This window comes from Tessaracoccus pujii, from assembly GCF_054483895.1.
On record NZ_CM137012.1, the window covers coordinates 1,862,708 to 1,885,054 of the forward strand.

General features: G+C 70.8%; 20 protein-coding genes and 1 tRNA gene. 5 read left to right on the plus strand and 16 right to left on the minus strand.

From position 1 onward, the window contains the following. The 5 genes from ftsH to dacB form a co-directional block, all read right to left on the minus strand. Positions 1 to 2,028, minus strand: coding sequence for an ATP-dependent zinc metalloprotease FtsH (gene ftsH, locus ACX1D0_RS09085; RefSeq protein ID WP_459020431.1), 2,028 nt, complete (start codon positions 2,026 to 2,028; stop codon positions 1 to 3). Positions 2,029 to 2,153: 125 nt separating this feature from the next. Beyond that, positions 2,154 to 2,705, minus strand: coding sequence for a hypoxanthine phosphoribosyltransferase (gene hpt, locus ACX1D0_RS09090; protein ID WP_459017586.1), 552 nt, complete (start codon positions 2,703 to 2,705; stop codon positions 2,154 to 2,156). An 11-nt stretch (positions 2,706 to 2,716) separates the two neighbouring features. Next, entirely contained in the window at positions 2,717 to 3,688 is a 972-nt protein-coding gene (gene tilS / locus ACX1D0_RS09095; protein WP_459017587.1) for a tRNA lysidine(34) synthetase TilS, read from the minus strand. After that, positions 3,675 to 4,652: an Rv3626c family coenzyme F420 biosynthesis-associated protein gene (locus ACX1D0_RS09100; protein ID WP_459020433.1), complete on the minus strand. Its 978-nt coding sequence runs from the start codon at positions 4,650 to 4,652 to the stop codon at positions 3,675 to 3,677. Before ACX1D0_RS09100 ends, tilS begins: the two co-directional genes overlap by 14 nt. Further along, complete coding sequence (gene dacB / locus ACX1D0_RS09105) at positions 4,652 to 6,061, minus strand: D-alanyl-D-alanine carboxypeptidase/D-alanyl-D-alanine endopeptidase (protein WP_459017588.1); 1,410 nt, start codon at positions 6,059 to 6,061, stop codon at positions 4,652 to 4,654. The genes ACX1D0_RS09100 and dacB overlap by 1 nt, the downstream gene beginning before the upstream one ends. Before the next feature lie 128 nt (positions 6,062 to 6,189). Between dacB and ACX1D0_RS09110 the strand changes: the two genes are divergently transcribed. From ACX1D0_RS09110 to ACX1D0_RS09130, 5 genes are all read left to right on the plus strand, one after another. After that, complete coding sequence (locus ACX1D0_RS09110) at positions 6,190 to 6,729, plus strand: inorganic diphosphatase (RefSeq protein WP_459020434.1); 540 nt, start codon at positions 6,190 to 6,192, stop codon at positions 6,727 to 6,729. Positions 6,730 to 6,737: 8 nt separating this feature from the next. Then, positions 6,738 to 7,742 (plus strand): TRM11 family SAM-dependent methyltransferase, encoded by a 1,005-nt coding sequence (locus ACX1D0_RS09115; RefSeq protein ID WP_459017589.1) that lies wholly within the window; start codon positions 6,738 to 6,740, stop codon positions 7,740 to 7,742. Positions 7,743 to 7,780: 38 nt separating this feature from the next. After that, positions 7,781 to 8,272: a SixA phosphatase family protein gene (locus ACX1D0_RS09120; RefSeq protein WP_459017590.1), complete on the plus strand. Its 492-nt coding sequence runs from the start codon at positions 7,781 to 7,783 to the stop codon at positions 8,270 to 8,272. 109 nt (positions 8,273 to 8,381) lie between these two features. Further along, positions 8,382 to 9,713, plus strand: coding sequence for an ammonium transporter (locus ACX1D0_RS09125; RefSeq protein WP_459017591.1), 1,332 nt, complete (start codon positions 8,382 to 8,384; stop codon positions 9,711 to 9,713). Further along, positions 9,710 to 10,048 carry a P-II family nitrogen regulator gene (locus ACX1D0_RS09130; RefSeq protein WP_459017592.1) on the plus strand — a complete coding sequence of 113 codons (339 nt, stop codon included), beginning with the start codon at positions 9,710 to 9,712 and terminating at the stop codon, positions 10,046 to 10,048. The genes ACX1D0_RS09125 and ACX1D0_RS09130 overlap by 4 nt, the downstream gene beginning before the upstream one ends. 62 nt (positions 10,049 to 10,110) lie before the next feature. Here the strand turns inward: ACX1D0_RS09130 and ACX1D0_RS09135 are convergent, their stop codons facing one another. From ACX1D0_RS09135 to ACX1D0_RS09185, 11 genes are all read right to left on the minus strand, one after another. Then, positions 10,111 to 11,205: a winged helix DNA-binding domain-containing protein gene (locus ACX1D0_RS09135; RefSeq protein ID WP_459017593.1), complete on the minus strand. Its 1,095-nt coding sequence runs from the start codon at positions 11,203 to 11,205 to the stop codon at positions 10,111 to 10,113. Continuing rightward, the gene (locus tag ACX1D0_RS09140; RefSeq protein ID WP_459017594.1) at positions 11,183 to 12,532 is read right to left on the minus strand and encodes a flavin monoamine oxidase family protein; all 1,350 of its coding nucleotides are present in this window, start codon (positions 12,530 to 12,532) and stop codon (positions 11,183 to 11,185) included. The genes ACX1D0_RS09135 and ACX1D0_RS09140 overlap by 23 nt, the downstream gene beginning before the upstream one ends. Positions 12,533 to 12,616: 84 nt before the next feature. Then, a complete protein-coding gene (locus tag ACX1D0_RS09145; protein ID WP_459017595.1) occupies positions 12,617 to 13,873 on the minus strand; it encodes an AGE family epimerase/isomerase in 1,257 nt (418 codons plus the stop codon). Then, a complete protein-coding gene (locus ACX1D0_RS09150) occupies positions 13,870 to 14,865 on the minus strand; it encodes an acetylxylan esterase (protein WP_459017596.1) in 996 nt (331 codons plus the stop codon). Before ACX1D0_RS09150 ends, ACX1D0_RS09145 begins: the two co-directional genes overlap by 4 nt. A 95-nt stretch (positions 14,866 to 14,960) precedes the next feature. Next, positions 14,961 to 15,036 (minus strand) — tRNA-Thr (locus ACX1D0_RS09155). An 83-nt stretch (positions 15,037 to 15,119) separates the two neighbouring features. After that, positions 15,120 to 16,778 carry an alpha/beta hydrolase gene (locus tag ACX1D0_RS09160; protein ID WP_459017597.1) on the minus strand — a complete coding sequence of 553 codons (1,659 nt, stop codon included), beginning with the start codon at positions 16,776 to 16,778 and terminating at the stop codon, positions 15,120 to 15,122. After that, on the minus strand, positions 16,771 to 17,628 hold the full coding sequence (locus ACX1D0_RS09165; RefSeq protein ID WP_459017598.1) for a PSP1 domain-containing protein: 858 nt from the start codon (positions 17,626 to 17,628) through the stop codon (positions 16,771 to 16,773). The genes ACX1D0_RS09160 and ACX1D0_RS09165 overlap by 8 nt, the downstream gene beginning before the upstream one ends. 68 nt (positions 17,629 to 17,696) lie before the next feature. Further along, positions 17,697 to 19,034, minus strand: coding sequence for a DoxX family protein (locus ACX1D0_RS09170; protein ID WP_459017599.1), 1,338 nt, complete (start codon positions 19,032 to 19,034; stop codon positions 17,697 to 17,699). Positions 19,035 to 19,115: 81 nt separating this feature from the next. Continuing rightward, positions 19,116 to 20,264, minus strand: coding sequence for a DNA polymerase III subunit delta' (locus ACX1D0_RS09175; RefSeq protein ID WP_459017600.1), 1,149 nt, complete (start codon positions 20,262 to 20,264; stop codon positions 19,116 to 19,118). Between the two features lie 52 nt (positions 20,265 to 20,316). Then, positions 20,317 to 20,940 carry a dTMP kinase gene (gene tmk, locus ACX1D0_RS09180; protein WP_459017601.1) on the minus strand — a complete coding sequence of 208 codons (624 nt, stop codon included), beginning with the start codon at positions 20,938 to 20,940 and terminating at the stop codon, positions 20,317 to 20,319. Continuing rightward, positions 20,937 to 22,322, minus strand: a complete 1,386-nt coding sequence (locus ACX1D0_RS09185; protein ID WP_459017602.1) for a hypothetical protein — start codon at positions 22,320 to 22,322, stop codon at positions 20,937 to 20,939. The genes tmk and ACX1D0_RS09185 overlap by 4 nt, the downstream gene beginning before the upstream one ends. Positions 22,323 to 22,347 lie beyond the last annotated feature (25 nt).

A 22,347-nucleotide genomic window follows, 5' to 3' on the forward strand; every position in this document is an offset into this window, starting at 1 on the left:
TCAGTGACCGGCCGGCGGGACGGGCGGACCCCACGGAGACGGTCCGGTCTCAGGGGGCTGCGGGCCGGAGCCCGGTTGGAAGTCCGGCCCGACGCCGGGTGGGGTGGGCGGCGAGGGGAGGACCGCCGGGCCGCCTGCCGGGCCGTCCGGAGCGGGGGGCACGTCCACGGGTGGCAGGTGCGAGGGCTGGCGCAAGTCCGAGCCCGTCCACGCGGGGCGCTTGTCCCGGCGCCGGAGCCCGGTGAACACCTCGGCCACCTCCGCCTTGTTCAGGGTCTCCCTGGCGAACAGTTGCCGGACGAGTTCATCCAGGACGTCGCGGTTCTCCTGGAGCACGTCGAACGCCTCCTGATGGGCCGTGTGGATCAGCTTGGCCACCTCGTCGTCCACGACGGCCGCCATGGCCTGCGAGAACTCCTGGCTGGAGTCCGTGCCCCGCATCCCCATGAAGGGCTCCGAGTCACCGCCGCCGAGCTTGACGGCCCCGACCCGCTCGCTCATGCCGAACTGCATCACCATGGCGCGGGCCACCTTGGTGGCCTTCTCGATGTCATTGGAGGCCCCGGTGGTGGGGTCGTGGAACACGAGCTCCTCGGCGGCCCGGCCGCCCATCATGTAGGCCATCTGGTCCAGCAACTCGGCGCGGGTCTGCGAGTACTTGTCCGCGTCGGGCATGACCATGGTGTACCCCAGGGCGCGCCCACGCGGGAGGATGGTGACCTTCTGCACCGGGTCGTTGCCGGGCAGGGCGGCCGCGACGAGCGCGTGGCCACCCTCGTGGTAGGCGGTGATGAGGCGCTCGCGGTCGTTCATGAGACGCGTGCGCTTCTGCGGCCCGGCGATGACCCTGTCGATGGCCTCGTCGAGCTGCGGCTGCCGGATCATCTCCTGGTTCATGCGGGCCGACAGGAGGGCCGCCTCGTTGAGGACGTTGGCGAGGTCCGCGCCGGAGAATCCCGGCGTGCGACGGGCGATCGATGCCAGGTCCACATCGCTGGAGAGCGGCTTGCCCTTGGCGTGCACCTGCAGGATCTTGTGACGACCGTCGAAGTCCGGCGCTTCCACGCCGATCTGCCGGTCGAAGCGGCCGGGGCGCAGCAGTGCCGGGTCCAGCACGTCCGGCCGGTTGGTGGCGGCGATGAGGATGACGCCGCCGCGCACGTCGAAGCCGTCCATCTCGACCAGCAGCTGGTTCAGGGTCTGTTCGCGCTCGTCGTGCCCGCCGCCCATGCCGGCGCCTCGGTGGCGGCCTACGGCGTCGATCTCGTCGATGAAGATGATGGCGGGGGCGTTCTCCTTGGCCTGGTTGAACAGGTCCCGCACGCGGGACGCGCCCACCCCGACGAACATCTCGACGAAGTCCGACCCCGAGATAGAGAAGAACGGCACCGACGCCTCCCCCGCGACGGCGCGCGCGAGCAGGGTCTTACCGGTGCCGGGCGGCCCGTACAGCAGCACGCCCTTGGGGATCTTCGCCCCCAGTTTCTGGAACTTCGCGGGCTCGGCGAGGAATTCCTTGATCTCCTCGAGCTCCTCCACGGCCTCCTGTGCCCCCGCCACATCCTTGAACGTCGTCTTGGGGGTGTCCTTGCTCACCAGCTTGGCCTTGGACTTCCCGAACGACAGCGGGCCTCCCTGGCCGCCGCCGGACATCGAGCGCATGATCCAGAAGAACACCAGGATCATGATGAGGAATGGCAGACCCGTGTAGAGGAGCATGGACAGCAGCCCGGGGCTGGGGTTGGTGCCCGACCAGCGCTCGAGGGTGCCCTCTGATTCGCGCCGCTCCAGGATGGGGATGATGTCGTCCACCTGGTTGCCCACCCACGCGGACTGCGTCTTGACACCCTGGTCATCGGTGATCTGGATGGTCTGCTCGCCGTCGACGAGCACCACCTCGCGCAGCTGCTCATCGCTGTTGAGTAGCGCGAGACTCTCCGAGGTGGGGACGGTCTGGAATCCGGTGACGCTGCTCAGCAGCTGCATGCCCATGAGGAGGACGAGCAGGCTGATCAGAATCCAGGCCATCGGGCTCTTGAAGAACTTCTGCACGGGCAAAGCCGATCTAATAGGGCGACGGTGGGGTGCACCGAAACACTACCAGCGGGCCCAACCGGCCCCGCCGTCGCTCACGCCCGGGGAGGGGCGCGCGGTCAGCTGTAGACGTGGGGCGAGAGGGTGCCCACGTCACGCAGGTTGCGGTAGCGGCCCGCGTAGTCCAGGCCGTAACCGACCACGAACTCGTTGGGGATCTCGAAGCCCACGTACTTCACCGGGACGTCGATCTGCGCCGCGTCCGGCTTGCGGAACATGGTCATGATCTCCAGCGAGGCCGGCCCCCGGGACGCCAGGTTGCTCATGAGGTAGGACAGCGTGAGGCCGGTGTCGATGATGTCCTCGACGACGATGACGTCGCGGCCCTCCAACTCCACGCTGAGGTCCTTCAGAATGCGCACCACCCCGCTGGACTGGGTCCCCGCACCGTAGGACGACACCGCCATCCAGTCCATCTGGACGTGACTACGCATGGCGCGCTGCAGATCGCTCATCACCATCACCGCGCCGTTGAGGACGCCCACGAGGAGCACCTCGCGGCCCAGATAGTCCTCGTCGATATGTGCGGCGATCTCGGCCACGCGGGCCTGGATCTGGTCAGAGGTGAAAAGCACCTTTTCAAGGTCTTGTGCAACGTCAGCGGCATCCACGGTTGGTCAGCCTATCGCGACGGCGCCGGTGCCGCAGCCCCGGCCCCATCCCGCGGAGACGGCGTGTACACCAGGACGCCGGAGGCGCGTTCCACCGAGCCGCCGGGGACCGTCACCGCTCCCTGCCCGTGCCAGCGGTCCACGAGGGCGGCCACCGCCATGACGTGCACCATGCCCGCCGTCGGTGACCTGACGCCGAGCCAGCGCTGGATCGCGCGCCACCGCAGCGCGTCGGGCAGCCCGTCGAGGTCATTCACGGGCAGCGTCCCTCGCTCGCCGACGGCGCGCGCGGCCAACTGGTCGAGCAGGTCCGCGTCCGCCCTGGCCAACGTGGCCGTACGCGCGAGCGCCGGGCCCACGTCGCGTCCCAGCGCCGCCGACAGGTCCCGCAGGTAGCCGCGCACGGCGACCCGGGCGAACCGGGGGTCCTGGTTCATGGGGTCGTGCCACACGTCCACCCCCCACTCCCGGCACGCCTGCTCTGTGTCCGAGCGTCGGAGTCCGAGGAGCGGGCGGAGGAACCGGCCGCGCACCGGCGCCATGCCGGCCAGCGACCGGGTCCCGGCGCCGCGCAGCAGCCCCAGCAGCACCGTCTCCGCCTGGTCGTCCAGCGTGTGCCCCAGCAGGACCGGAGCCCCGGGGGCCTCCAGCGCGGCCAGCCGCGCCTCCCGGGCGGCCGCCTCCAGCCCGCCGGCGTGGGGCGGGGGCACGGTCACGGACTCGACCGCACCGTCGATCCCGACGGCGGCCAGCCGCGCGACCGTGGCGTCGGCCACGCCCCGGGAGCCGGCCTGCAGCCCGTGATCCACCACCAGCACGCGGATCGTCGCCCCAGCGCGCACGGCCGCCCACTGCGCGCCCAGCGCGAGGGCCGTGGAGTCCGCGCCGCCTGAGCAGCCGACGGTCACCGGACCGGTCGGGAGCACCGCCGCGACAGCCTGCGCCACGCGGAGGGCGGCCGGCCCCAGCTCACGCCGCGCCATGGACCCTCCGCACCCAGGCGGCGGGATCGGCGATCTCGCCGGGTCCCGGGAGAGCGTCCGGAGCCGCGAAGGCGGCCGCCAGACCCTTGGGCCCCCGGGCGCGGTGCACCGCGGTGCAGAACGCCAGCCCGTCGCGGTACTGGGCGTCCTTGTTCAACGAGCCGGAGAGGCGTGTGAGCAGCGACCGGCTCCGCGGCCGCTGGAAGGCGCGCCTCAGCGCGGCCACCGTGCCGATCCGCCGTCGGCCGGCCTGATCGGCCACGTGATCGGCGTGACCCTCCAGGAAGGTCATGGTCGCGATGAGGGAGGCCAGGTCCGCCCGGGCGGATGGAGAGGTGAGCAGCGCCGCGACGTCGCCCGTCGAACGCCAACCGGCGAGCCCCTCCAGCAGGTGCGCGTCGTCTGCGGCCAGGCGCGTCATCAGCCCCCGCAGATGGTCGCCCAACCAGGGCGCGGCGTGGAACTGCAGCGCGTGCGTCTGCTCGTGCAGCGCGATCCACAGCCGGAAGTCCGCCGGCACGAAACCGTGGCTGAGTTCGTGCGCCACGATGGTGGGCGCCACGAGATACAGGGCGCGGCTTCCGGTGAAGGCGTCGTACTGGCCGAGCATCCTGCGGCTCACCGCCCCGATGGCGAGGCCGGCGACGAGTCCATTACCGACGCCGCGCAGGGCATTGAGCGCCGCGGGGCGGCGCGCGGGCAGGCCGAGTTCGGCGACGGCGCCGTCGGCCATGGCCCTCACGGCACGTCCCCAGCCTGCCCAGTCCACCACCCTGATGTCGCTCGCACCTGCGCTGTCCAGGCCCAGGTGGCGCCCGGCCACCTCGCCGGCCAGCCGCGCCGTCACCCGGAGGTCGGCCGCCAGCCGCTGCGCCTCCGGCCGCGACAGCGCGGGAAGCTCCCCGGCCGCCGAGGACGCGACGCGACGGGCGATGGCCCAGTTGAGGATCGGGGCGTGCTCCATCAGCACCCGCACGAGGCGACGACCCCGGTGGCCTGGTCCGTCCACAGCTTGGCCGAGAAGCCGTCGGGGGTGCCGTTGACGAGGAACGCGAAGGCGAGCTGGCGGTCATCGGCCGTGAGCGCGGTGCCGGCGAGGGTGGACACGAAGGAGAGCGTGCCGGTCTTCGCCTGGGCGACCCCCCGCGCCGGGCGCGACACATCGTCGGTGAAGCGGTCTGACAGCGTGCCGGTGACTCCGGCGATGGGAAGCCCGTCGAGGACGACGGAGAGGCGGGGATCGGTGCTCATGCGCCGCATGGCCGCGGCCAGCATGTGCGCCGTGACGAGGTTGCTGCGCGACAGGCCGGAGGCGTCGTACAGCTCGGCGCCGTCGTCCCAGAGGCCGAGGGAGGCCAGGCGCTCCTCGATGGCGGCGACCGACCCGGCGAACGTGGCCGGGCGTCCGGTGGCCAGCGCCAGCTGGAAGCCCAGCACCTCGGTGAAGGAGTTGTTGGACCTGTTCATGGCGGTCTCGACGAGCACGTGGACGGGGAGCGACTCGACCCTGGCGATCTCCGCCCCGCTACCCACCGCTGCGACGGGGGCGCCGCTGACTGTAATGCCGGCGGCCGAGAGCTGGGCGGCGAACACCGTCGCCGCGGCCAGGGCTGGCGTGCGGCTGCGGGCGCCGCCCACTTGCCCCTCGTCCACCCAGAGCGCCGACAGCTGGGTGACCTGGTCCCGGTAGTTCGACGGCCAGGTGGAGTTCCACCCTTCGTCGGTGAAGAGGGTGGCGTCGAAGCCGAGCGTGACTTCTGTCTGGCCGGCTGCCTTCAGCGCGGCGGCGGTCGCCCCGGCGAGCTGCTGGGTGGTGGGCGGCTGCGGATAGGAGCCCGCCTCCGCGGGAACGCTGCGCAGCAGGGGATCGCCTCCACCCACGAGCACGATCTGCCCCGGGGCCGGCTGGACCACGGTGGTGGCGAACCGCTCGGAGCCGGTGAACGCGCTCATGACGGCCAGGGTGGTCAGCGTCTTGGTGTTCGAGGCGGGGATCAGCGGCGTGTCGCTGATGCTGGCGGCCACCACGTCGCCCGTCGTGACGTCGAGGACCTCCCACGCCACCTGGACCGGCGCGCCGTCGACCCCCACCAGGGCGGTCCGGTCCAGTGCGGCGAGCCGGGCGTCGAGCGTCGCGCGGACGGGCATGATCCCGGCAGGTGGCGCGGACGCGGCGTCGGCGAGCCCGGTACCCGCGGCTGCGGTCTCCGGCGTGGGCGAGGGCGAGGGCGAGAACAGCGCCGGCGGGATGGTGGTGGGCGCCCCGTCGCGCGTGGCGCCAACGGCCTGCAGCAGTGGCTGGTGGAACAGCGCAGCGGCGAACACGGCGATGAGCAACAGCCCTACCAGAAGCCACGCGAGGACCCGTTCCATGGTCCTCGAGCGTGTCCGCACGGTGTCCTCCGAACCTGTATCCTGCAGGGGTAGTTGACCCGCTGCTGCAGCGGGCACCGATCTCAATCATAGGAGTGCCCTCAGTGAGCGAAGACGCACCCGTCGGCATGACCCCCGTGGATCCCGGCCGTCGCATCCTGTTCGACGTCACGGTCGAGATCCCCAAGGGCACCAAGAACAAGTACGAGATGGACCACAACACCGGGCGCATCCGGCTGGACCGGACCCTGTTCACCTCCACCCAGTACCCGTACGACTACGGCTTCGTCGAGGGCACCCTCGGCCAGGACGGAGACCCTCTGGACGCCATGGTCATCGGCGCCGAGCCCACGTTCCCCGGCTGCCTCATCGAGTGCTACGCCGTGGCGATGTTCCGCATGACCGACGAGATGGGCGGAGATGACAAGGTGCTCTGCGTCGCCACCGCGGACACCCGTCGCAAGCACATCACTGACCTGTCCTCCGTGCCGGAGCACCTGCTCCTGGAGGTCGAGCACTTCTTCTCGGTCTACAAGGACCTCGAGCCGGGCAAGTCCGTCGAGGGGGCCACGTGGACGGGCCGTGAGGAGGCCGAGGCGGAGGTCTCAGCGTCGTTCGAGCGCGCGAAGGGCACCCCCTACGAGCATCACCACCTCAACCTGGCCTGATCGGCGACATGCCCCGCTACCTCATGCTGCGTACGCCGTCGGCCAACCGCGTGTACGCCGGCGAGTCCGGTCCGCTCACGGCCGCCGAACTGGAACTGACCGCGCCCTTCGCGCGGGACATCGTCGAGGTGGACCTTGCGGGGGTCAGCTATCTGGCGTTCGACTCCCCCGGGCTGGCCGAGCCTCAGCTGGAGTCGGTGGCGCGGCAGTCGGCGTGCTTCGCGCTGTTCGAACTCGAAGGGGACCTGCTGCGCCCCGTCGCCCTCCCCCGGCCGTTCGTGCTCGACGAGGACCTGGTCAGCATCCCCAAGTACCAGGGCAAGACCAATGAGCAGTTCACGCAGCTGCTCCTCAACGTCACGCTGGCGGCCCTCACCCGTGAGCCGACGGGCCCGCGCCAGATCCTCGATCCGCTCGCCGGGCGCGGCACCACCCTGTCGACGGCCCTCCTCCTCGGGCACGACGCATACGGCGTTGAAGGAGACGCGAAGGCGTTCGAGCAGATGGCCTCGTTCTACACCGCCTACCTACGCCGCAAGAGGCTCAAGCACACGGCGGACACGACCCCCGTCAGACGTGACGGCAAGGCCGTGGGCAAGAGATTCGACGCGGAGCTCAGGCTCGAGGGCGCCACGCTGCACCTCACCTCCTTCACCGGAGACACGCGGGACTCCGCGGCCCTGTTCGGCAGGAAGAGATTCGACGCCATCGTCGCCGACGCCCCCTACGGCGTCGTTCACGGCTCCTCCACCGACGTGCGCGGGGTCGCGGGCAAGCGTGACCGGTCACCCGCAGGCCTTCTCGGCGAGGCCATCCCGGTGTGGGCCGGACAACTCATGCACGGCGGCGCGCTGGGGATCAGTTGGAACACGTTCGGGCTGTCGCGGCAGGACCTGGCTGCCATGCTGGCCGGGGCCGGGCTCGACGTGTGCGAGGGCGGCGCCTGGGAGCGGTTCGCCCACCGCGTCGACTCGTCCATCAAGCGCGACCTCATCGTGGCCACCCGGTCCTGACGGAGCTCCGCGGTTGTTCCCCGGCGTAGGCTCGACCCATGCGACGACTCGTGCTCATGCGCCACGCGAAGACCGAGGCCAACAACGTCGGCGGTGACAAGGCCCGCCGGCTCATGCCGCGCGGGGTCCGGGAGGCGCAGGAGGCAGGTGTCGCGCTCGCCGGGCTGGGCCTCGGCTACGCGCTGGTGTCGTCCTCCGAGCGCACCCGCGAGACGTTCGCCGCCCTTGGCCTGAACATCCCCGTCGAGTTCCAGGACGCCCTGTACCACCAGGGCACGGAGACCATGCTCCAGCGCATCGGCGAGACCGATCCGGACATCACCGGCCTCCTCGTCGTCGGCCATGCACCCACGATCCCCAGCCTCGTGGCCGAGCTGGCCTACGCGAGCAACCGCGCCGAGGCGGACCAGGCACAGTGCTGGTTCCCCACCTCCGCCTACACCACGTTCGTGTTCGACGGATCCTGGGCCGATCTGGCCGCCGGCGACTTCTCGACGATCCGGCTGGAAGAGATCAAGCGGCCCGGTTAACCGTGCGGTAACGCACCGGCGACACATCGTTACACGCGCCCGCCATCCCTTACCCAACCGTTACCGTGCGACGGCTCAGCCGACACGGGCGCCCTGCAGGATTCCGTCCATGACAGTTCTCGAAATCAGCGCAGGCGATACCGCTTGGGTCCTGGTGAGCGCAGCCATGGTGCTGCTCATGACCCCCGGTCTCGCGTTCTTCTACGGCGGCATGGTCCGCGCCAAGAGCGTGCTCAACATGCTCATGATGTCGATCACCACCATGGGCGTCGTCGGGGTCCTGTGGGTGGTCGTCGGCTACTCCATGGCCTTCGGCAACTCCATGGGCGGGTTCCTGGGCAACCCCCTGGAGTTCCTGTTCCTCAACGGCCTCATGGACCCTGAGCGGGCCACCTTCACGGTGCCGGCCATGGTCTTCGCCGGGTTCCAGGCCGCCTTCGCGATCATCGCGGTCGCGCTGATCTCCGGCGCCGTGGCCGACCGCATGAAGTTCTCGGCCTGGGCCGTCTTCGCCGCTGTGTGGGCGCTCCTGGTGTACTTCCCCGCCGCGCACTGGGTCTTCAGCTTCGACGGCGGCACCGCGGAGACCGGCGGCTTCATCGCCAACGGCATCCAGGCCATCGACTTCGCCGGCGGCACCGCCATCCACATCAACGCGGGAGCCGCGGCGCTCGCCCTGGCCATCGTGATCGGACCCCGCCTGGGCTTCGGCCGCACTCCCATGCGTCCCCACAACCTCACCCTCGTCATGCTCGGCGCAGGCATCCTGTGGTTCGGCTGGTTCGGGTTCAACGCGGGCTCGGCGCTGGGCGCCAACGCGATGGCCGGCGTCGCCTGGATCAACACGCTGGCCGCCGCTGCGGCCGCGATGCTGAGCTGGCTCCTGGTCGAGCGGCTCCGCGACGGTCGCGCCACCAGCCTGGGCGCCGCCTCCGGCATCGTCGCGGGCCTGGTCGGCGTCACGCCCGCCGCCCACTCCGTCAGCCCCCTCGGCGCGCTGATCATCGGCGTCCTCGCCGGCGTGGCCTGCGCATTCGCCATCGGCCTGAAGTCCCGCCTCGGCTACGACGACTCGCTCGACGTGGTCGGCGTCCACCTGGTCGGCGGGCTCGTCGGCACCCTGGCCATCGGCTTCCTGGCCGATCCGGCCTCACCCGCGGGCGTGGCGGGCCTGTTCTACGGCGGCGGCGTCGACCAGCTCTGGCGGCAGGCGCTCGGCGCGCTCGTGGTGATGGTCTACTCCTTCGTGGTGACGTTGATCATCGCCAAGGTCCTCGACAAGGTCATGGGCCTGCGGGTCGCCGAACTGGCCGAGACGCAGGGCATCGACACCGTCGAACACGCTGAGACCGGCTACGACCTCAGCGCGGTCGGCTACTCCACCTACGGCGTTCGGCAGACGCTGATCGTTCCCACCCCCCGAGAGGACGTGCAGGCATGAGGCTCGTCACGGCAATCGTTCAGCCCACCATGTTGACCCAGGTTCAGATCGCGCTCGCCCAGCACGGCGTGGCCGGCATGACCGTCACCGAATGCTCCGGCTATGCCCGCCAGCGCGGCCACAAGGAGTTCTACCGAGGCGCCGAGTACACGATCGACTTCATCACGAAGGCCAAGATCGAGGTCATCGTGGAGGACGGCGAGGCGGAGGCCGTGATCGACGTGATCACCCGCGCGGCCCGCACCGGCGCCGTGGGCGACGGCAAGGTCTGGTCGACGCCCGTCGATGAGATCGTCCGGATCCGCACCGGGGAGAAGGGCTCCGCAGCAATCTGAGTCCGTAGGACTGTCAGAGGGAGGGCGACGCACCACGCGTCGCCCTCCCTCTGCGTCGAGCCTCAGGCGGTGACGAAGGGGTAGGCCGCGAACAGCGCGCCCAGTCTCGACCGGAGCGTCGCGCTGAGTGGCACGAACTCGTCGGTCTCGAGGGATCGCCGACCGGGTCGCCCGGCGCGTGCCCAGACCCCGCGCACGACTCCGCCGGCCACGATGGACTTCTTGAACACCCCGTTGTTGCCCGGCACGAGCCGGTGGTGTTGCTCGGCCGACATTGCGAACAGCCGGTCCTGGTAGCCGAGGATGAACTCGTCGAATCCGGGCAGCAGCAGCGCGGCTGAAGGTCGCCTCCCCAGCGCGGCGGCCTCCTCCACGAGTCCCGGGCGCCAGAAGCTCGGCTCCTCGGCGCCGTCGCTGTCCAGGTGGTCGGAAACGTGGGCCAAGGCCGTGCGGATCTCCCCCAGGCCGAGTTTGGTCCACCACGCGAAGTCGCGCACTGTCGCCGGACCGTGACTGGTCAGGTAGCGGCGCAGAAGTTCGGCGACGCCGGCCACCCGGTCCCCGTTGAACCGGCCTTCCAGGCTCGAGCCCTGGGGCAGCCATCGCGACGCGAGGATGAGATCCTGCTCGGTGCCGTTCCACGGCCCGTAGCAGAGGGTGCCGCCGGCGATGAGGTGGAACAGCAGGTGGTAGCCCCGGCCGCCCGCGGTAGCCAGCCCGTGGGCGTCCCAGTGTGCGAACAGCCCTGCGCGCGGTACGGGGCCGTCGTCGAGCCGGCCGACGGCGAGTGCCCGTGCAAGGTCGACCTGGGCCTGATCGAGCTGCAGTTGATGGCTCCGTGCCGAGGCGGCCCGCAACGACGGACGCGCGCACAGCTCCGTGATCCACGCGGCGTCGGTGCCCGGCAGCAGGAACACCGTCCCACGCATGGGATAACCGCGCACGATCCGGCCCTCGTCCAGGTCCTCGAGCACGGAGCCAACGTCCCCCTGGGCGCGAAGCACCGCCGAGGCGAGCACACCGGGCAGGTCCTGGGCCTGCATGGCGCCGAACGCGCCCACGGCGTCCGCGGGCCTCGCGTAGGGGCGCGTGACCAGGCCCTGCGCCACGAGGCGCAGCCTGCCGAGCCGAGGGTCAGGCGAGATTGCGGGCGACAACAGCGGCCACCTCGCGGCCGGAGCGCACGGCGCCCTCCAGGTATCCGTTGAACCGCGTGGCGTACTCGGCCCCGGCCCAGTGCAGCACGCCGTCGGGCTCCGCCAGGATGGGTCCGTTGGTGGTCCAGACGCCGGGGGCGAAGTGGGCGCCGTGGCAGCCGCCCGTGAACTTCTCGGTGGACCAGTCACGCTCGATGTACGACAGCGGCTTGGCGGCGACCTCGCCGAACGTCCGCACCACGGAATCCACGAAGGCCCGCTCGCGCAGCGTGACGGAGCGGCGCGACAGGCTGTCGGCGTCTGCCCCCTCGAAGAACCCCATGAGGTGCCCGCGCTCGGAGTTGTCCGACGTGGTGTCGAAGGTCACCCTGACCGCGCCCTCGTCGGCGCTGGACTGGCCGGAGAAGCCCAGCTCGCGCCAGAACGGCTTGTCGTAGATGAGGAACGCCTTGATGACGTTGCCCGGGGAGACCTTGTCCGCAGCCTCCCCGCGCCACGCCGCCAGGGGAGGCTCGTGGGGCAGCGCGACGGCGAGCCGCGGGGGAAGTGTCGAGATGACCTGCCGGGCCTCCACCACGTGGCCGTCGGCCAGGATCAGCCGGGCACCTTGGTCCGTGTGCTCCACCCGCGAGACCTCGGCGCCGAGGCGCACCACGTCTCCGAGGCGGGCGGCGAGGGCGTCCACGACCGCTGCCATACCACCGTCGACCCGCTTCTGATGCAGGCCCCCGTTGCTGGCCAGCATGGTTTCGAGATCCGGACCCGAGTTGACCTGGTGCAGCCCCTCGACGAGGGTGGCGTCCTTCGGCATGGGCCCGAAGGCGGCCGCGTAGACCTCGCCGAACCTGCGCTGGGCGCCGTGCGTGCGGAGGTTCGTGGTGACCCATCGCCGCAGGTCCTGCTTGAGCCAGGCGTCGTTGGCCTTGCGCCATGCCGGATCATCGCGGAGGCGTTCCGCCAGGCGACGAAGCCGAAGCAGCCCCTGCCCGAGGTCGGAGACCTCGAAGGGCGTCAGCGCCGCGACGTCCTCCTTCGACGGCACCTGCAGGGCCTGGCCGCGGAGGCGGACCACCAGGTTCCCGCGGGCGGGGAGACCGATGGTGTCGAGACCGAGGTCCTCGATGATCTCCAGCAGTTCATCGAACCCAGGCCCGATCCACTGCCCACCGAGTTCGACGTAGGACCCGTCGCTCAATACCTTGTTCTCGACGCGGCCCCCCACCCGGTCCCGGGCCTCGAGCACCGTGACGGACAGGCCGCGGTCCGTGAGGTATCGCGCGGCCACGAGCCCTGCCAGGCCAGCCCCGATGATGGCGCAGTCGAACACGGTGTTCCTCCTAGACGGATCCCCGGGTCGGGGAAGCGATGCCCAGCCTACAAGGCCCGCCCTTCATCGAGGCGCCGGAGTCTCCTAAGCGAGGGCCCCCGATGGGTGCGTGGCCAGCCACACCGCGAAGCCTCGATCCGCGGGGAGGGACGCGTACAACGTGGCCTGATACACGTGGTAGAGGTCCGGTTTACCCTCCCAGGTGTGCGCCACCGGCGCGTTGGTGGGATCCAGCTCTGAGTGCCAGCTTCCGCGCTCATGGTCGATGAAGTGCGCATCCGCGAACCGCCAGAGAGTCTCGTACCACTCCTGGTAGCGCTCCTCCCCCGTGGCGAGCCACAGGTAGCGCGCCGCGCCCATGGCCTCCGCCACCTCCCAGAAGAACCGCTCCTCCACCACCGGGGTGCCGTCCCAGTCCACCGTGTACACGAAGCCGCCGTCAGCCGCCCACGCGTCGCGGATGGCCCCCTCGAACAGCGCTGTCGCCGCAGGCAGCATCCACGGCTCGTCCGCGCCCAACCCCCTCAGCTGGAGCAGGAGCTTGGTCCACTCGAGCCAGTGACCAGGCTGTGAGCCGTACGGCCGGAACGCGTGGCGGGGGTCGTCGGCGTTGTACTGGCCCAAGGGTTGCCAGCGGGCCGTGAAGTGCTCCGGTAAGCGCCATGCCCCGTCCTCGGGAGTGGCGGCGCCCGCGGCTATCCTCCGCGCGATCGACGTTGCCCGCGTGAGGAACTTGCCCTCTCCGGTGGCCTCGTAGGCCGCGAGGTAAGCCTCGGTGAGGTGCATGTTGGCGTTCTGGCCGCGGTACTCGTCGAGGGTGGTGAACGTGCGGTCGTAGCCCTCGACGCAGATGCCCTCCTCCTCGCTCCAGTAGTGGCGGTCGATCACGGCCGAGGCCGCGTCCAGCAGCGCCCGTCCGCGGCTGAAGCCGGCCACCGTTGCCGAGCTGGCCGCCAGGAGGAGCTGGGCCGTCCCGTAGAGTTCCTTGCGGTCCTGCGGCGCGTCCCCGCCGACAACGGGCACCCACCCGTCGAACTGGGCGTCCCGGCCGGGTCCGTCGAGGTAGAAGTCCAGGCCGTGCTCCACCACCTCCCGGGCCCCCGCGCGCCCCTCGAGGGCGGCGAGGGAGAATACGTGCGTCATGCGGGCGCCGATGAACAGCTGCGCGCCCATCTCCGGCATGGCGCGCCCGTCGCTCCCGATCCATGCGAAACCCCCGGAGGGTAGGCACACCTCGGGCTGATAGAAGTCCAGCAGATCTCGGCGGTGTTCGACGAGGAACTGACGGTGGACAGCATCCTCGAATCGGTCCGGGCGCTCACCGAACATGGGGCGGGTCATGCGTGGTCCTCTCCGATGCGGCCGGCCAGCCAACCGAGCTGGTGCCATGTCTGGACGTCCTGGCCACCTTCATGGCCGCTGTGCGGATAGACGACGATGTCACGCTCACCCCCATAGGCGTTGTGCGCCGCGAAGACCGTCGACGGGGGGCAGATGGTGTCCGCCAGCGCCACCGAGAACAGCGCCGGGCACTCGGCACGCCGCGCGAACGACACCCCGTCGAAGTGGCCCAGCGTCTCCCACACCGCGTCCTCCAGATGAGGGGCCGCCCTGATGAAGCGGGCGATGTCGGAGACCGGGGCGTCGTCGGTGAGGGACACCGCCCGGCGGATGTGACACATGAACGCCACGTCCGGCATGGCGCCGGCCAGGCTGAGCCCCAGGGAAGGCGCCAACCCGGCGACGGCGAGCGTCAGATAGCCGCCCTGCGATCCTCCGGCGATGAACATCCGGGACTCATCCACGAGCCGATGAGCGGCCGCCAGCTGGAGCATCCGCACCGCGTCGGTGATGAGCCGGCGGTAATAGTAGGTCTCCGGCGACGAGATGCCCTTGGTCATGGGACCGGCCGGGCCGAATTCCCCCGCCGCCACGTCCGGATCCGGGGTCCGCTCGAATAGGCTCGCGGAATGCCAGCCCTGCCCTCGATTGTCGAGGTCGAACTGCGCGAACCCGGCGGCGGCGAACACCGGAGCCAGCGGCATGCCTCGCGAGACCGAGTACCCGTGGTAACGCACGACGGTCGGCAACGGGCCGCTGGCACCGGCGGGGACATGCAGCCACGCCTTGACGGGCGCGCCGCCGAAGCCGGTGAACGTGAGGTCGTAGGTGTCGATCAGCGCCTGCCGGTTGTCGATCAGCGCCTCGTCGAGCAGCGCGACGGGCTCGTCGTGAGCGAGCGTGGATGACCAGAACTCGTCGAAGCGCGGCGATTCGGGCACGTCGGGCTGATAGGTGCGCAGGGCGTCGAGGGGCAGATCGAACTGGGCCATGGGCGGCACTCTATCGATCCCCACCGACGGCCGCGACGCGGCCCATCCGTGGTGCCGGGACGCACGAGGCCCCGGTCTTCGACCGGGGCCCGCACTGGAGCCGCCCACGGGAATCGAACCCGTGACCTACGCTTTACGAGAGCGTCGCTCTACCAACTGAGCTAGGGCGGCAGCACGCAGGAACTATACCGGCGACGCTTCGCCGCGGCAAAGCGCGTGCGCCCCGGAGGACCCGGACGGCCGGCACGGCTGCGCTAGGAACAGGTCGTGCCGTCCTCCGGGGCGACGCCGTCGTAGAGGTAGGCGTCCACGGCGTCGGCGATGCAGCCGTTGTCCCCGGTGACGGCCCCGTGGCCGGCGCCCTCCAGGGTCAGCAGCGTGCCGGACTCGAGCTGCTCGGCCATGGCCCCCGCCTGTTCGTACGGAGTGGCCGAATCGCCCGTGGTGCCCACGACGAGGATGGTGGGCGCGCCCTGGGCGGTGATCCTGATCTGCGGCGCAGACTCGGCCGTCCAGAGCTGGCAGGTGTAGCCCATGCCCATGTGGGGCGCCATGAGCGGGGCCTCGTCGAACGTGTCGCGCCATTCCTGGGGGACCGGCGCCACGCCCTCGTCCGCGGCGTCCGCGCACACCATGGCCGGGAACGCGTAGGCGATGGTCTCGTACGCCGTCGGGCCGCGCCCATTGAGGAGGTCCGCCGAGTAGAGCAGTGCCTCTCCGTCCCCTGCGATGGCGGACGCGATCACCTGGGCCAGGGTGCGGTAGGCCTCCTCGGTCTCGTAGAGGTACAGCGCTATCCCGGTGGCCGCCATGCTCTGCGTCAGCCGCCTGTCACCCACTTGGATCGGCCGGGCGTCGAGTCCGGTCAGGAAATCGTCGATCGTGTCCGTGATCTCCTGCTGCTCATCGCCCAGGCCGCAGAGGTCCGAGCCCGCGCACCACTGCGTGAAGTTGGCCATCGCGCGTTCAAAGCCCTCGGTCTGGGGGGTGTCGCCCTCGCCGGTGATGTCCACCGCGGCGTCGAGCACCATCCGGCCCACGGAACCGGGAAACAGCTCGGCGTACATCGCGCCGACGTACGTGCCGTAGGAGACGCCGACGTAGTTCAGCTTCTCCGCGCCCAGGAGGTGGCGGAGCAGATCGAGATCGCGCACCACGTCGATGGTGGTGATGTGATCCAGCAGCTTGCCGGACCCGTCGCGGCACTGCTGCGCGAAGTCGGCGGCCCCCTCCTGGAGCGCGCGGTCCTCGGCTGCGTCGTCCGGGCTGGCGTCCAGCCCCAAGATCTGATCGGTCTCCTCGAGCGTGCCGCACACCACTGCGGTGCTCTCACCCGTGCCTCGCGGATCCCAGCCCACCGTGTCGTAGTTGGTCCATCGGCCGGCGATCTGCTGGGCCATGTCCTGCCCACCGAACCCGGGCCCCCCGGGATTGACGAACAGCGGCCCGCGCGACGAATCACCATTGATGACGCGGCGCACCGCGATCTCGATGGCCTCCCCGGCCGGGTTGTCCCAGTCCAGGGGGACCTTCACGGTGGCGCACTGCCCGGCGGAGGCATCCTCATCGCAGAGTTCCCAGTCCACCACCTGGGTGGCGTAGGCCTCCAGGCCTCCGGCCGGGGCGACGAACTCCACCTCCGGCGTGTCGATGGGTTGGTAGTCCAGCTGACGGTCCGCGTCGCGGCCGGGCTCGTCCGGGAAGGTCTCGTGGTCCTCGACCGGAACCTCGGGCATCCCCGGCATCCGGGCACCGGCGGCCAGTGGCGACGGGGTGGCCGGCCCAGGAGTGTGTGGCGATGCGGGCTGATCACGGTTGCGTCCTCCCACGAAACCGCCGAGGAACAAAGTGCCCACCAGCGTGATCGCGATGAGCGCCAACACCGCCTGGATGAGGGTGACTCTCCTACTCATCCGCGCCCTTACCCGCGAGCTCCTGCTCCACTACCCGCCGGCCGTGCGCCGTTGTGCATACCGCCTCCAACGGACACCGGACGATCTCCCCGCCCGGACGCCGCACGGTGACCGACTGCAGGGGAACCTGATGACCCGTGACCACCCCCGGCTCCCCGTCCACGCTCACCTGGTCCCCGACGCCCGGCGCGCGCTGCAGGAAGTCCACGTAGAGGGGGTGCTCGTACTTGAGGCAGCACATCATCCGGCCGCAGGCACCGGCTATCTGCAGGGGGTTGGACGGAAGTCCCTGCACGCGCGCCAGGCGCAGAGACAGGGGTTCGAAGTCCGTGAGGAACGTGGTGCAGCAGAACTCGCGCCCGCAGCTTCCGACGCCCCCGATCAGCCGCGCGGCGTCGCGGGCACCCACCTGCCGCAGATCGATGCGGGCTTCGAGAGCGCGGGCGAGGTCGCCCAGGAGTTGGCGGAAGTCCACCCGCTGAGGTGCGGTGTAGTAGATGGCCACGAGGCGGTCGAATTCGGTCGACCGATCCACGTAGTCCACCCCCACGACCTTCATCGGGAGGTGATGCTTGGCGATGAGGCCCTTGGCCAGCCCTGTGGCCTCCTCCCGGATCCGCCGGTTGGCCTCGTCGCGGGCGAGGTCCGCCGCATCCGCCGGGCCGGGGCAGACCGGAAGGCCGACGAAACCGTCCACGACCTCCTCGGGAGCCCACACGCACTGGGCCACCTCGTCGCCGTCAGGCGTCGGGTAACGGACCCAGTCCCCCACCGCGTACTGGTGGACGCCTGGGTCCAGATAGTGCAGTTGGCCGTATCGCTCGAAGGCGACAGCCATCACCCGTGCCATGAGGTCAGCCTAGTGAACGGCCCAAACGGCCCGGGCGTCGGCCTCCGCTCAGCGGAGGCCGACACTGCTCAGTGCTTCGCCTCGCGGGCGTTCTCCCTGGCCTTCGAGAAGGCGCCGTCGATGCCCCACCGGCCGCCGCCGAGGGAGAGGAACAGGACCCCGACGCCGAAGAGGAGGAGATCCTTGTCCCCGAGGAAGCCCTCCATCCCGTCGATGAACGGGCTGAACTGACCCCACCGGATGAACGCGAGCGCGCCGACGGCCACGAATGCGAGCAGGAGACCGACCACACGGACCGCCAGACCGATCACCAGGAGCACGGCCAGCGCAGCCAGCCCGAAGCCGAGAATCCAGGCCACGAGACGCGGCTCAGGAATCAGAGTGCGCCCCAGGAATTCGGCCGTGGCGTCGATGTCGCTCAGCACCTGGTAGCCGACCACGCCCAGCACGGCCGCGGTCACCAGCCGCAGGACGAAGAGCCCGAAGCTGCCGAAGCCGCCCACACCCTTGCGGCGCAGCGGCCGGGGATCACGCACGGAGTTGGCGTCCGAGGTCTGAACCAGACCCAGCCGCTGGTCCCGCGCCTCCTTCTCGGCGCGCAACTGGTGCGCGAGCCGCTCCTCCTCGGCCACCTCGTCGTCCACGGTGCGGCGGCCTGCGCCCTCGATCACCTGTGTGTCATCTGCACCCGCGCGGTCTGCCCGGTACAGCCCGGCCAGGGCGGCGGCGCCGGCGGCTCCGCCTGCCGCGCCCGCCGCTGCAGCGGTTTCCTGACCTGCGCCACCGCCGGCCACCACAGGCATCGCCCGAGTGGCGTCGGGATCCTCCACGCCGTCACCGCTCCCGGACTCCTCCGGAGACTCGGGCGACGGTGTGTCCTGCTGGTCGGTGTGGCCCGCAGGCTCGGCGTCTGCGGGCCATCCGAAGGGCTCCGCGGGGTGGCCGAACGATGCAGGCTGAGGCTCTGATTCGGCGACAGGCTCAGCCTCGGGCTCGGGCTTCCCTGCCTCTGGCGCCGGTGCGGCCTCGTCCCACTCCGGGGCGTCCTCGACGGGCTGCCCCTCGGCGTGATCCTCGCCGTGGACCTCCGCCTCGCCCGCGTCCGCGGCCGGGGCCTCAGCGTCATGGACCCCGGTCTCCGCCCACTGGTCCCCGGCAGGCTCGTCGATGGCGGGCTCTGGCGAGGCGTCGTCCACCGGCGGTTCGGCGGAGGGCCCCCCGCCGCTCTCCTCCGGCGGGCGTGCCTCGGCTGCGGGCTGGCTGGGTGCGGGGGGCACGGGCACGGTCTGCTCCGATGAGTAGTCATCCCACTCGGCTGGCTCCACAGGCACGCCGTAGTCGTCCTCTTCGGCCGTCCACTCCTCGTCGCGAGGTGTGCCTTGCTGGACCCAATCGTTGTTGGACATCAGTTCCCCTATCCGTGGGCAGTCTTGCGCTCCATCTTGGCACCCGGTGGCAGGGGTGTGCCGAGGACACGCCCGAGGGGGTCAGGTCCGCGCGGCCAGCGAAATGCTGATGAGCAGCGCCTCCAACGCCAACAGAGGGGCCACGTTGCCCTCGAGGGCCGTGCGCGCCTGGAGGATGGCATCCAGGGCTCGGATCGTCTGCTCCGGGGTGGACCGCCGCGCGGCCGGCTCGATCTCGTCCGCGAGATCGGCATTGACCAGGGGCACGTCCGGCGCCGTCTGCCTGGCAAGGACGTCGCGGTAGTACCCGGTCAGTTCCGTGAGGACGCGATCCAGCGCGTCGCGCTGCAGCCGCTTACCGCGGGCCTTCTGCTGCTCCTCAAGCTCCCGGATGGCGGCCTGCGCGTTGCGCGGCTTGGCACCCCGCCCGCCCACGCCCAACGCCCCCTGCAGGGCGGCCATCTCCTTCGCGTCGAGTTCCGCCGTGGCCTGTGCCGCCTCCTCCGCGCTGGAGGAGACGAGATTGTCCGCCGCGTCCAGGCAGGCCGTGACCGAGGTCAGCTTCCGGGGCAGGGAGAGGATCTCCCGGCGGCGGATCCGGGCGTCCTCCGACCGGGCCAGCATGCGCGCGCGACCGACGTGCCCCTGCGCGGCGCGGGCGGCGTGCGCGGCCAAGGCGGGGGAGATCCCGTCACGGGTGACCAGGAGTTCCGTCACCGCATCGTCGCCGGGGGTGACCAGCTTGATGGCCCGGCAGCGTGACCGGATGGTGATGATCACGTCGTCCGCGCTCGGCGCGCAGAGCAGCCACACCGTTCTCGGCGCCGGCTCCTCCAGCCCCTTGAGCAGCGCGTCGGCGCCCCTCTCAGTGATGCGGTCCGCGTCCTCCACCACCACGATCTGGTACTGGTTCTTGACGGGCATGACCCCCGCCCGGCCCACGAGCGCGCGCACCTCGTCCACCCCGATCGACAACTGCTCCGTGCGCAGCAGCGTGACATCCGGATGCGCGCCGGTCAGTGTGGTGCGACAGTCCACGCACTGCCCGCAGCCGCCCTTGGCGCACTGCAGTGCGGCGGCGAACGCCTTGGCCGCGTTGGATCGGCCCGATCCCGGGGGGCCGACGAAAAGCCAGGCGTGCGTCATGGCGTGACGGCGCCCCTCCACGGCCCGACGGAGGGTGGCGACGGCGCGCTCCTGCCCGATCAGCTCAGAGAAGACGTCACCCATGGCCGCCATCCTGCCATGGCCCGCCGACGGTTCGCTCGGGCGGGCGCGTCCCTCAGGCCGCGTCACCCCCGAGCATGGCACCCACGCGGTCGGCTATGGCGGTGGCCAACGCCTCACGCGTCGCCCGGGCGTCCAGGACGAGATAGCGTTCAGGGGCCGCGGCGGCCAGATCGAGGAAGAACTGGCGGGCGCGCAGGTGCAGCCCGATCCCCGCACCTTCGAGCCGGTCCTTGTCCGCGATGGTCTCCATGGCCAGGGACGGGTCCGTGTCGAGCAGCACCGTGAGGTTCGGCGTGAGCCCACCCACGGCCCACCAGGCGATCCTGCCGACCTCGTCGATGTCCAGCGCCCGACCCGCCCCCTGATAGGCGATCATGGAATCGACATAGCGGTCGCACACCACCACGTCGCCGCGCTCCAACGCGGGCCCGATCAGCTCGAAGACGTGCTGGGCCTTGTCAGCGGCGTACATGAGCGCCTCGGCGCGCGCGTCCACGTGGCCCATCGCCGGGTCCAGCACCAGGCGCCGCAGCTCGGTCCCCACCTGCGTGCCGCCCGGCTGCCTCGTGACGACGTGACCCACGCCGCGACCCTCGAGCCACCGGGACAGGCGTTCCACCTGCGTGGACTTGCCCACGCCGTCGCCTCCCTCGAAGACGATGAACAGGCCCGTCATTTCTTCCCGACCTGACTCTTCCCGGCTCGCTTCATGAGCTTGCGGGCCTCGGCGACGCGTTCGGGCCACCGCTCGATGAAGGCCTCACGCTGCGTCCGCACCTGGTGACGTTTCCGCTCGGCGTCACGCCCCAGGCTGAAGGCCTGGGTGGCGCTCAGCCCGTCCAGCGCCGGATCGCCGACGAAAGCGCCGAGGGCACAGCGACGCAGATCCTGGGTCACGTCCGCCAGTCGGCGCAGGAACCTGGTGACCGCCTTGGGGAACAGCGGGGACGCCACCGCGACCACCACCTCGAGCTGTTCGGCGGCACGCAGGGCCCCCTGCCACTTGTCGTCCGGGGAGTCCACCGCCAGGGCGCGACAGCGGTCCGCGAGAATGAACGTGGCCTGCTCGGCGCGCTCGTAGAGCAGTTCCCCGGCCTGCTTGTGCGCGAGATCCCCCAGGCGCGGCGCTCTTACGGCGCCTACGAGGGAGTCGATGACGTCCAGCATGGGTGTCTCGATCTCCGCCGGCGACGAGTACGGCAGTCCCGCCAGCGCCCGCTCGGTGGCCTCGCGCCAGGACGGCTCCAGCACCGGGGCCAGACCGCGAAGGTCGCGGCCGAAGGCCCAGAGCCTTGCGTTGAGGTCCGCCAGGTCGTCGCTCTCTGCGGCACGGCGCGCCAGGTCCGCCCGCACGAGGCTATGGAGGTGCTCAGCGAACACGGCGCCGACGAACTCCTCCAGCGAGGAGTCGCGACGGATCTCGCGGGGGCGGGGGAAGCTGGTGAGCCCCGTCGCCGGGGCACCGAGTCGCTGCTGGATGGTGGGGTAATGGTCCACAACGGTCGCGTTGACCGACATCGCGGCGCTGACCAGGAAATCGCGCTGCTGGCCCGTCAGATGTTCGGTGGGGGTGATGGTGACTTCGCGGTAGCGGGCGACGGTGATGCCGCTGCGCCGGACCCGGACCCGTTCGTCGCGGACCACGGCCGCGATCCTGCCCTCTGTGGTCCGCAGCGCCCACTCGTCGCGCTCACAGTGCAGCGCGGCCATGGTGCCCAGCACCCCACGTCTGACCAGCGGCCGGAGCATGCGCGCGTAGTGCTCCGGAAGATCACCCGAGGCGCCCAGCGGAACCACCTGTTCGGCGGGCAGGTGCGGTGCCCAGGCCGGTGCCGACAGGTACCACTCGCCCATGCCGTCGATCACCCGGTGCGCCACGATCACGCCCGCCCGGAGGAGCCTGGCGTCGCTGACGTCGAGCACGGTCACGTCCATCGTGTACGACGCGGCCGGGCGACGGAGGATGCGCGGCAGGCCGACGGCGTCCGACGTGAGCCGTGGCGGATCAGAGGTGAACGGGACCTCCAGCCGGAGCACGGCGCGTCGCTTCTTAGCCATGGGGCAACCCTAGTGGCGCGAGCCC

What these genes read in the sequence shown, in the direction of transcription:
- ACX1D0_RS09165 (WP_459017598.1), bottom strand. Translation starts at nt 17,628, where the DNA reads ATGGCACGGGTGATGGCTGTCGCCTTCGAGCGATACGGCCAACTGCAC.
- ACX1D0_RS09115 (WP_459017589.1), top strand. Translation starts at nt 6,738, where the DNA reads ATGCCCCGCTACCTCATGCTGCGTACGCCGTCGGCCAACCGCGTGTAC.
- ACX1D0_RS09150 (WP_459017596.1), bottom strand. Translation starts at nt 14,865, where the DNA reads ATGGCCCAGTTCGATCTGCCCCTCGACGCCCTGCGCACCTATCAGCCC.
- ACX1D0_RS09175 (WP_459017600.1), bottom strand. Translation starts at nt 20,264, where the DNA reads ATGGGTGACGTCTTCTCTGAGCTGATCGGGCAGGAGCGCGCCGTCGCC.
- ACX1D0_RS09170 (WP_459017599.1), bottom strand. Translation starts at nt 19,034, where the DNA reads ATGTCCAACAACGATTGGGTCCAGCAAGGCACACCTCGCGACGAGGAG.
- ACX1D0_RS09130 (WP_459017592.1), top strand. Translation starts at nt 9,710, where the DNA reads ATGAGGCTCGTCACGGCAATCGTTCAGCCCACCATGTTGACCCAGGTT.
- ACX1D0_RS09100 (WP_459020433.1), bottom strand. Translation starts at nt 4,652, where the DNA reads ATGGAGCACGCCCCGATCCTCAACTGGGCCATCGCCCGTCGCGTCGCG.
- ACX1D0_RS09125 (WP_459017591.1), top strand. Translation starts at nt 8,382, where the DNA reads ATGACAGTTCTCGAAATCAGCGCAGGCGATACCGCTTGGGTCCTGGTG.
- ACX1D0_RS09110 (WP_459020434.1), top strand. Translation starts at nt 6,190, where the DNA reads ATGACCCCCGTGGATCCCGGCCGTCGCATCCTGTTCGACGTCACGGTC.
- ACX1D0_RS09160 (WP_459017597.1), bottom strand. Translation starts at nt 16,778, where the DNA reads ATGAGTAGGAGAGTCACCCTCATCCAGGCGGTGTTGGCGCTCATCGCG.
- dacB (WP_459017588.1), bottom strand. Translation starts at nt 6,061, where the DNA reads ATGGAACGGGTCCTCGCGTGGCTTCTGGTAGGGCTGTTGCTCATCGCC.
- ACX1D0_RS09145 (WP_459017595.1), bottom strand. Translation starts at nt 13,873, where the DNA reads ATGACCCGCCCCATGTTCGGTGAGCGCCCGGACCGATTCGAGGATGCT.
- ACX1D0_RS09120 (WP_459017590.1), top strand. Translation starts at nt 7,781, where the DNA reads ATGCGACGACTCGTGCTCATGCGCCACGCGAAGACCGAGGCCAACAAC.
- ACX1D0_RS09185 (WP_459017602.1), bottom strand. Translation starts at nt 22,322, where the DNA reads ATGGCTAAGAAGCGACGCGCCGTGCTCCGGCTGGAGGTCCCGTTCACC.
- tmk (WP_459017601.1), bottom strand. Translation starts at nt 20,940, where the DNA reads ATGACGGGCCTGTTCATCGTCTTCGAGGGAGGCGACGGCGTGGGCAAG.
- tilS (WP_459017587.1), bottom strand. Translation starts at nt 3,688, where the DNA reads ATGGCGCGGCGTGAGCTGGGGCCGGCCGCCCTCCGCGTGGCGCAGGCT.
- ftsH (WP_459020431.1), bottom strand. Translation starts at nt 2,028, where the DNA reads ATGGCCTGGATTCTGATCAGCCTGCTCGTCCTCCTCATGGGCATGCAG.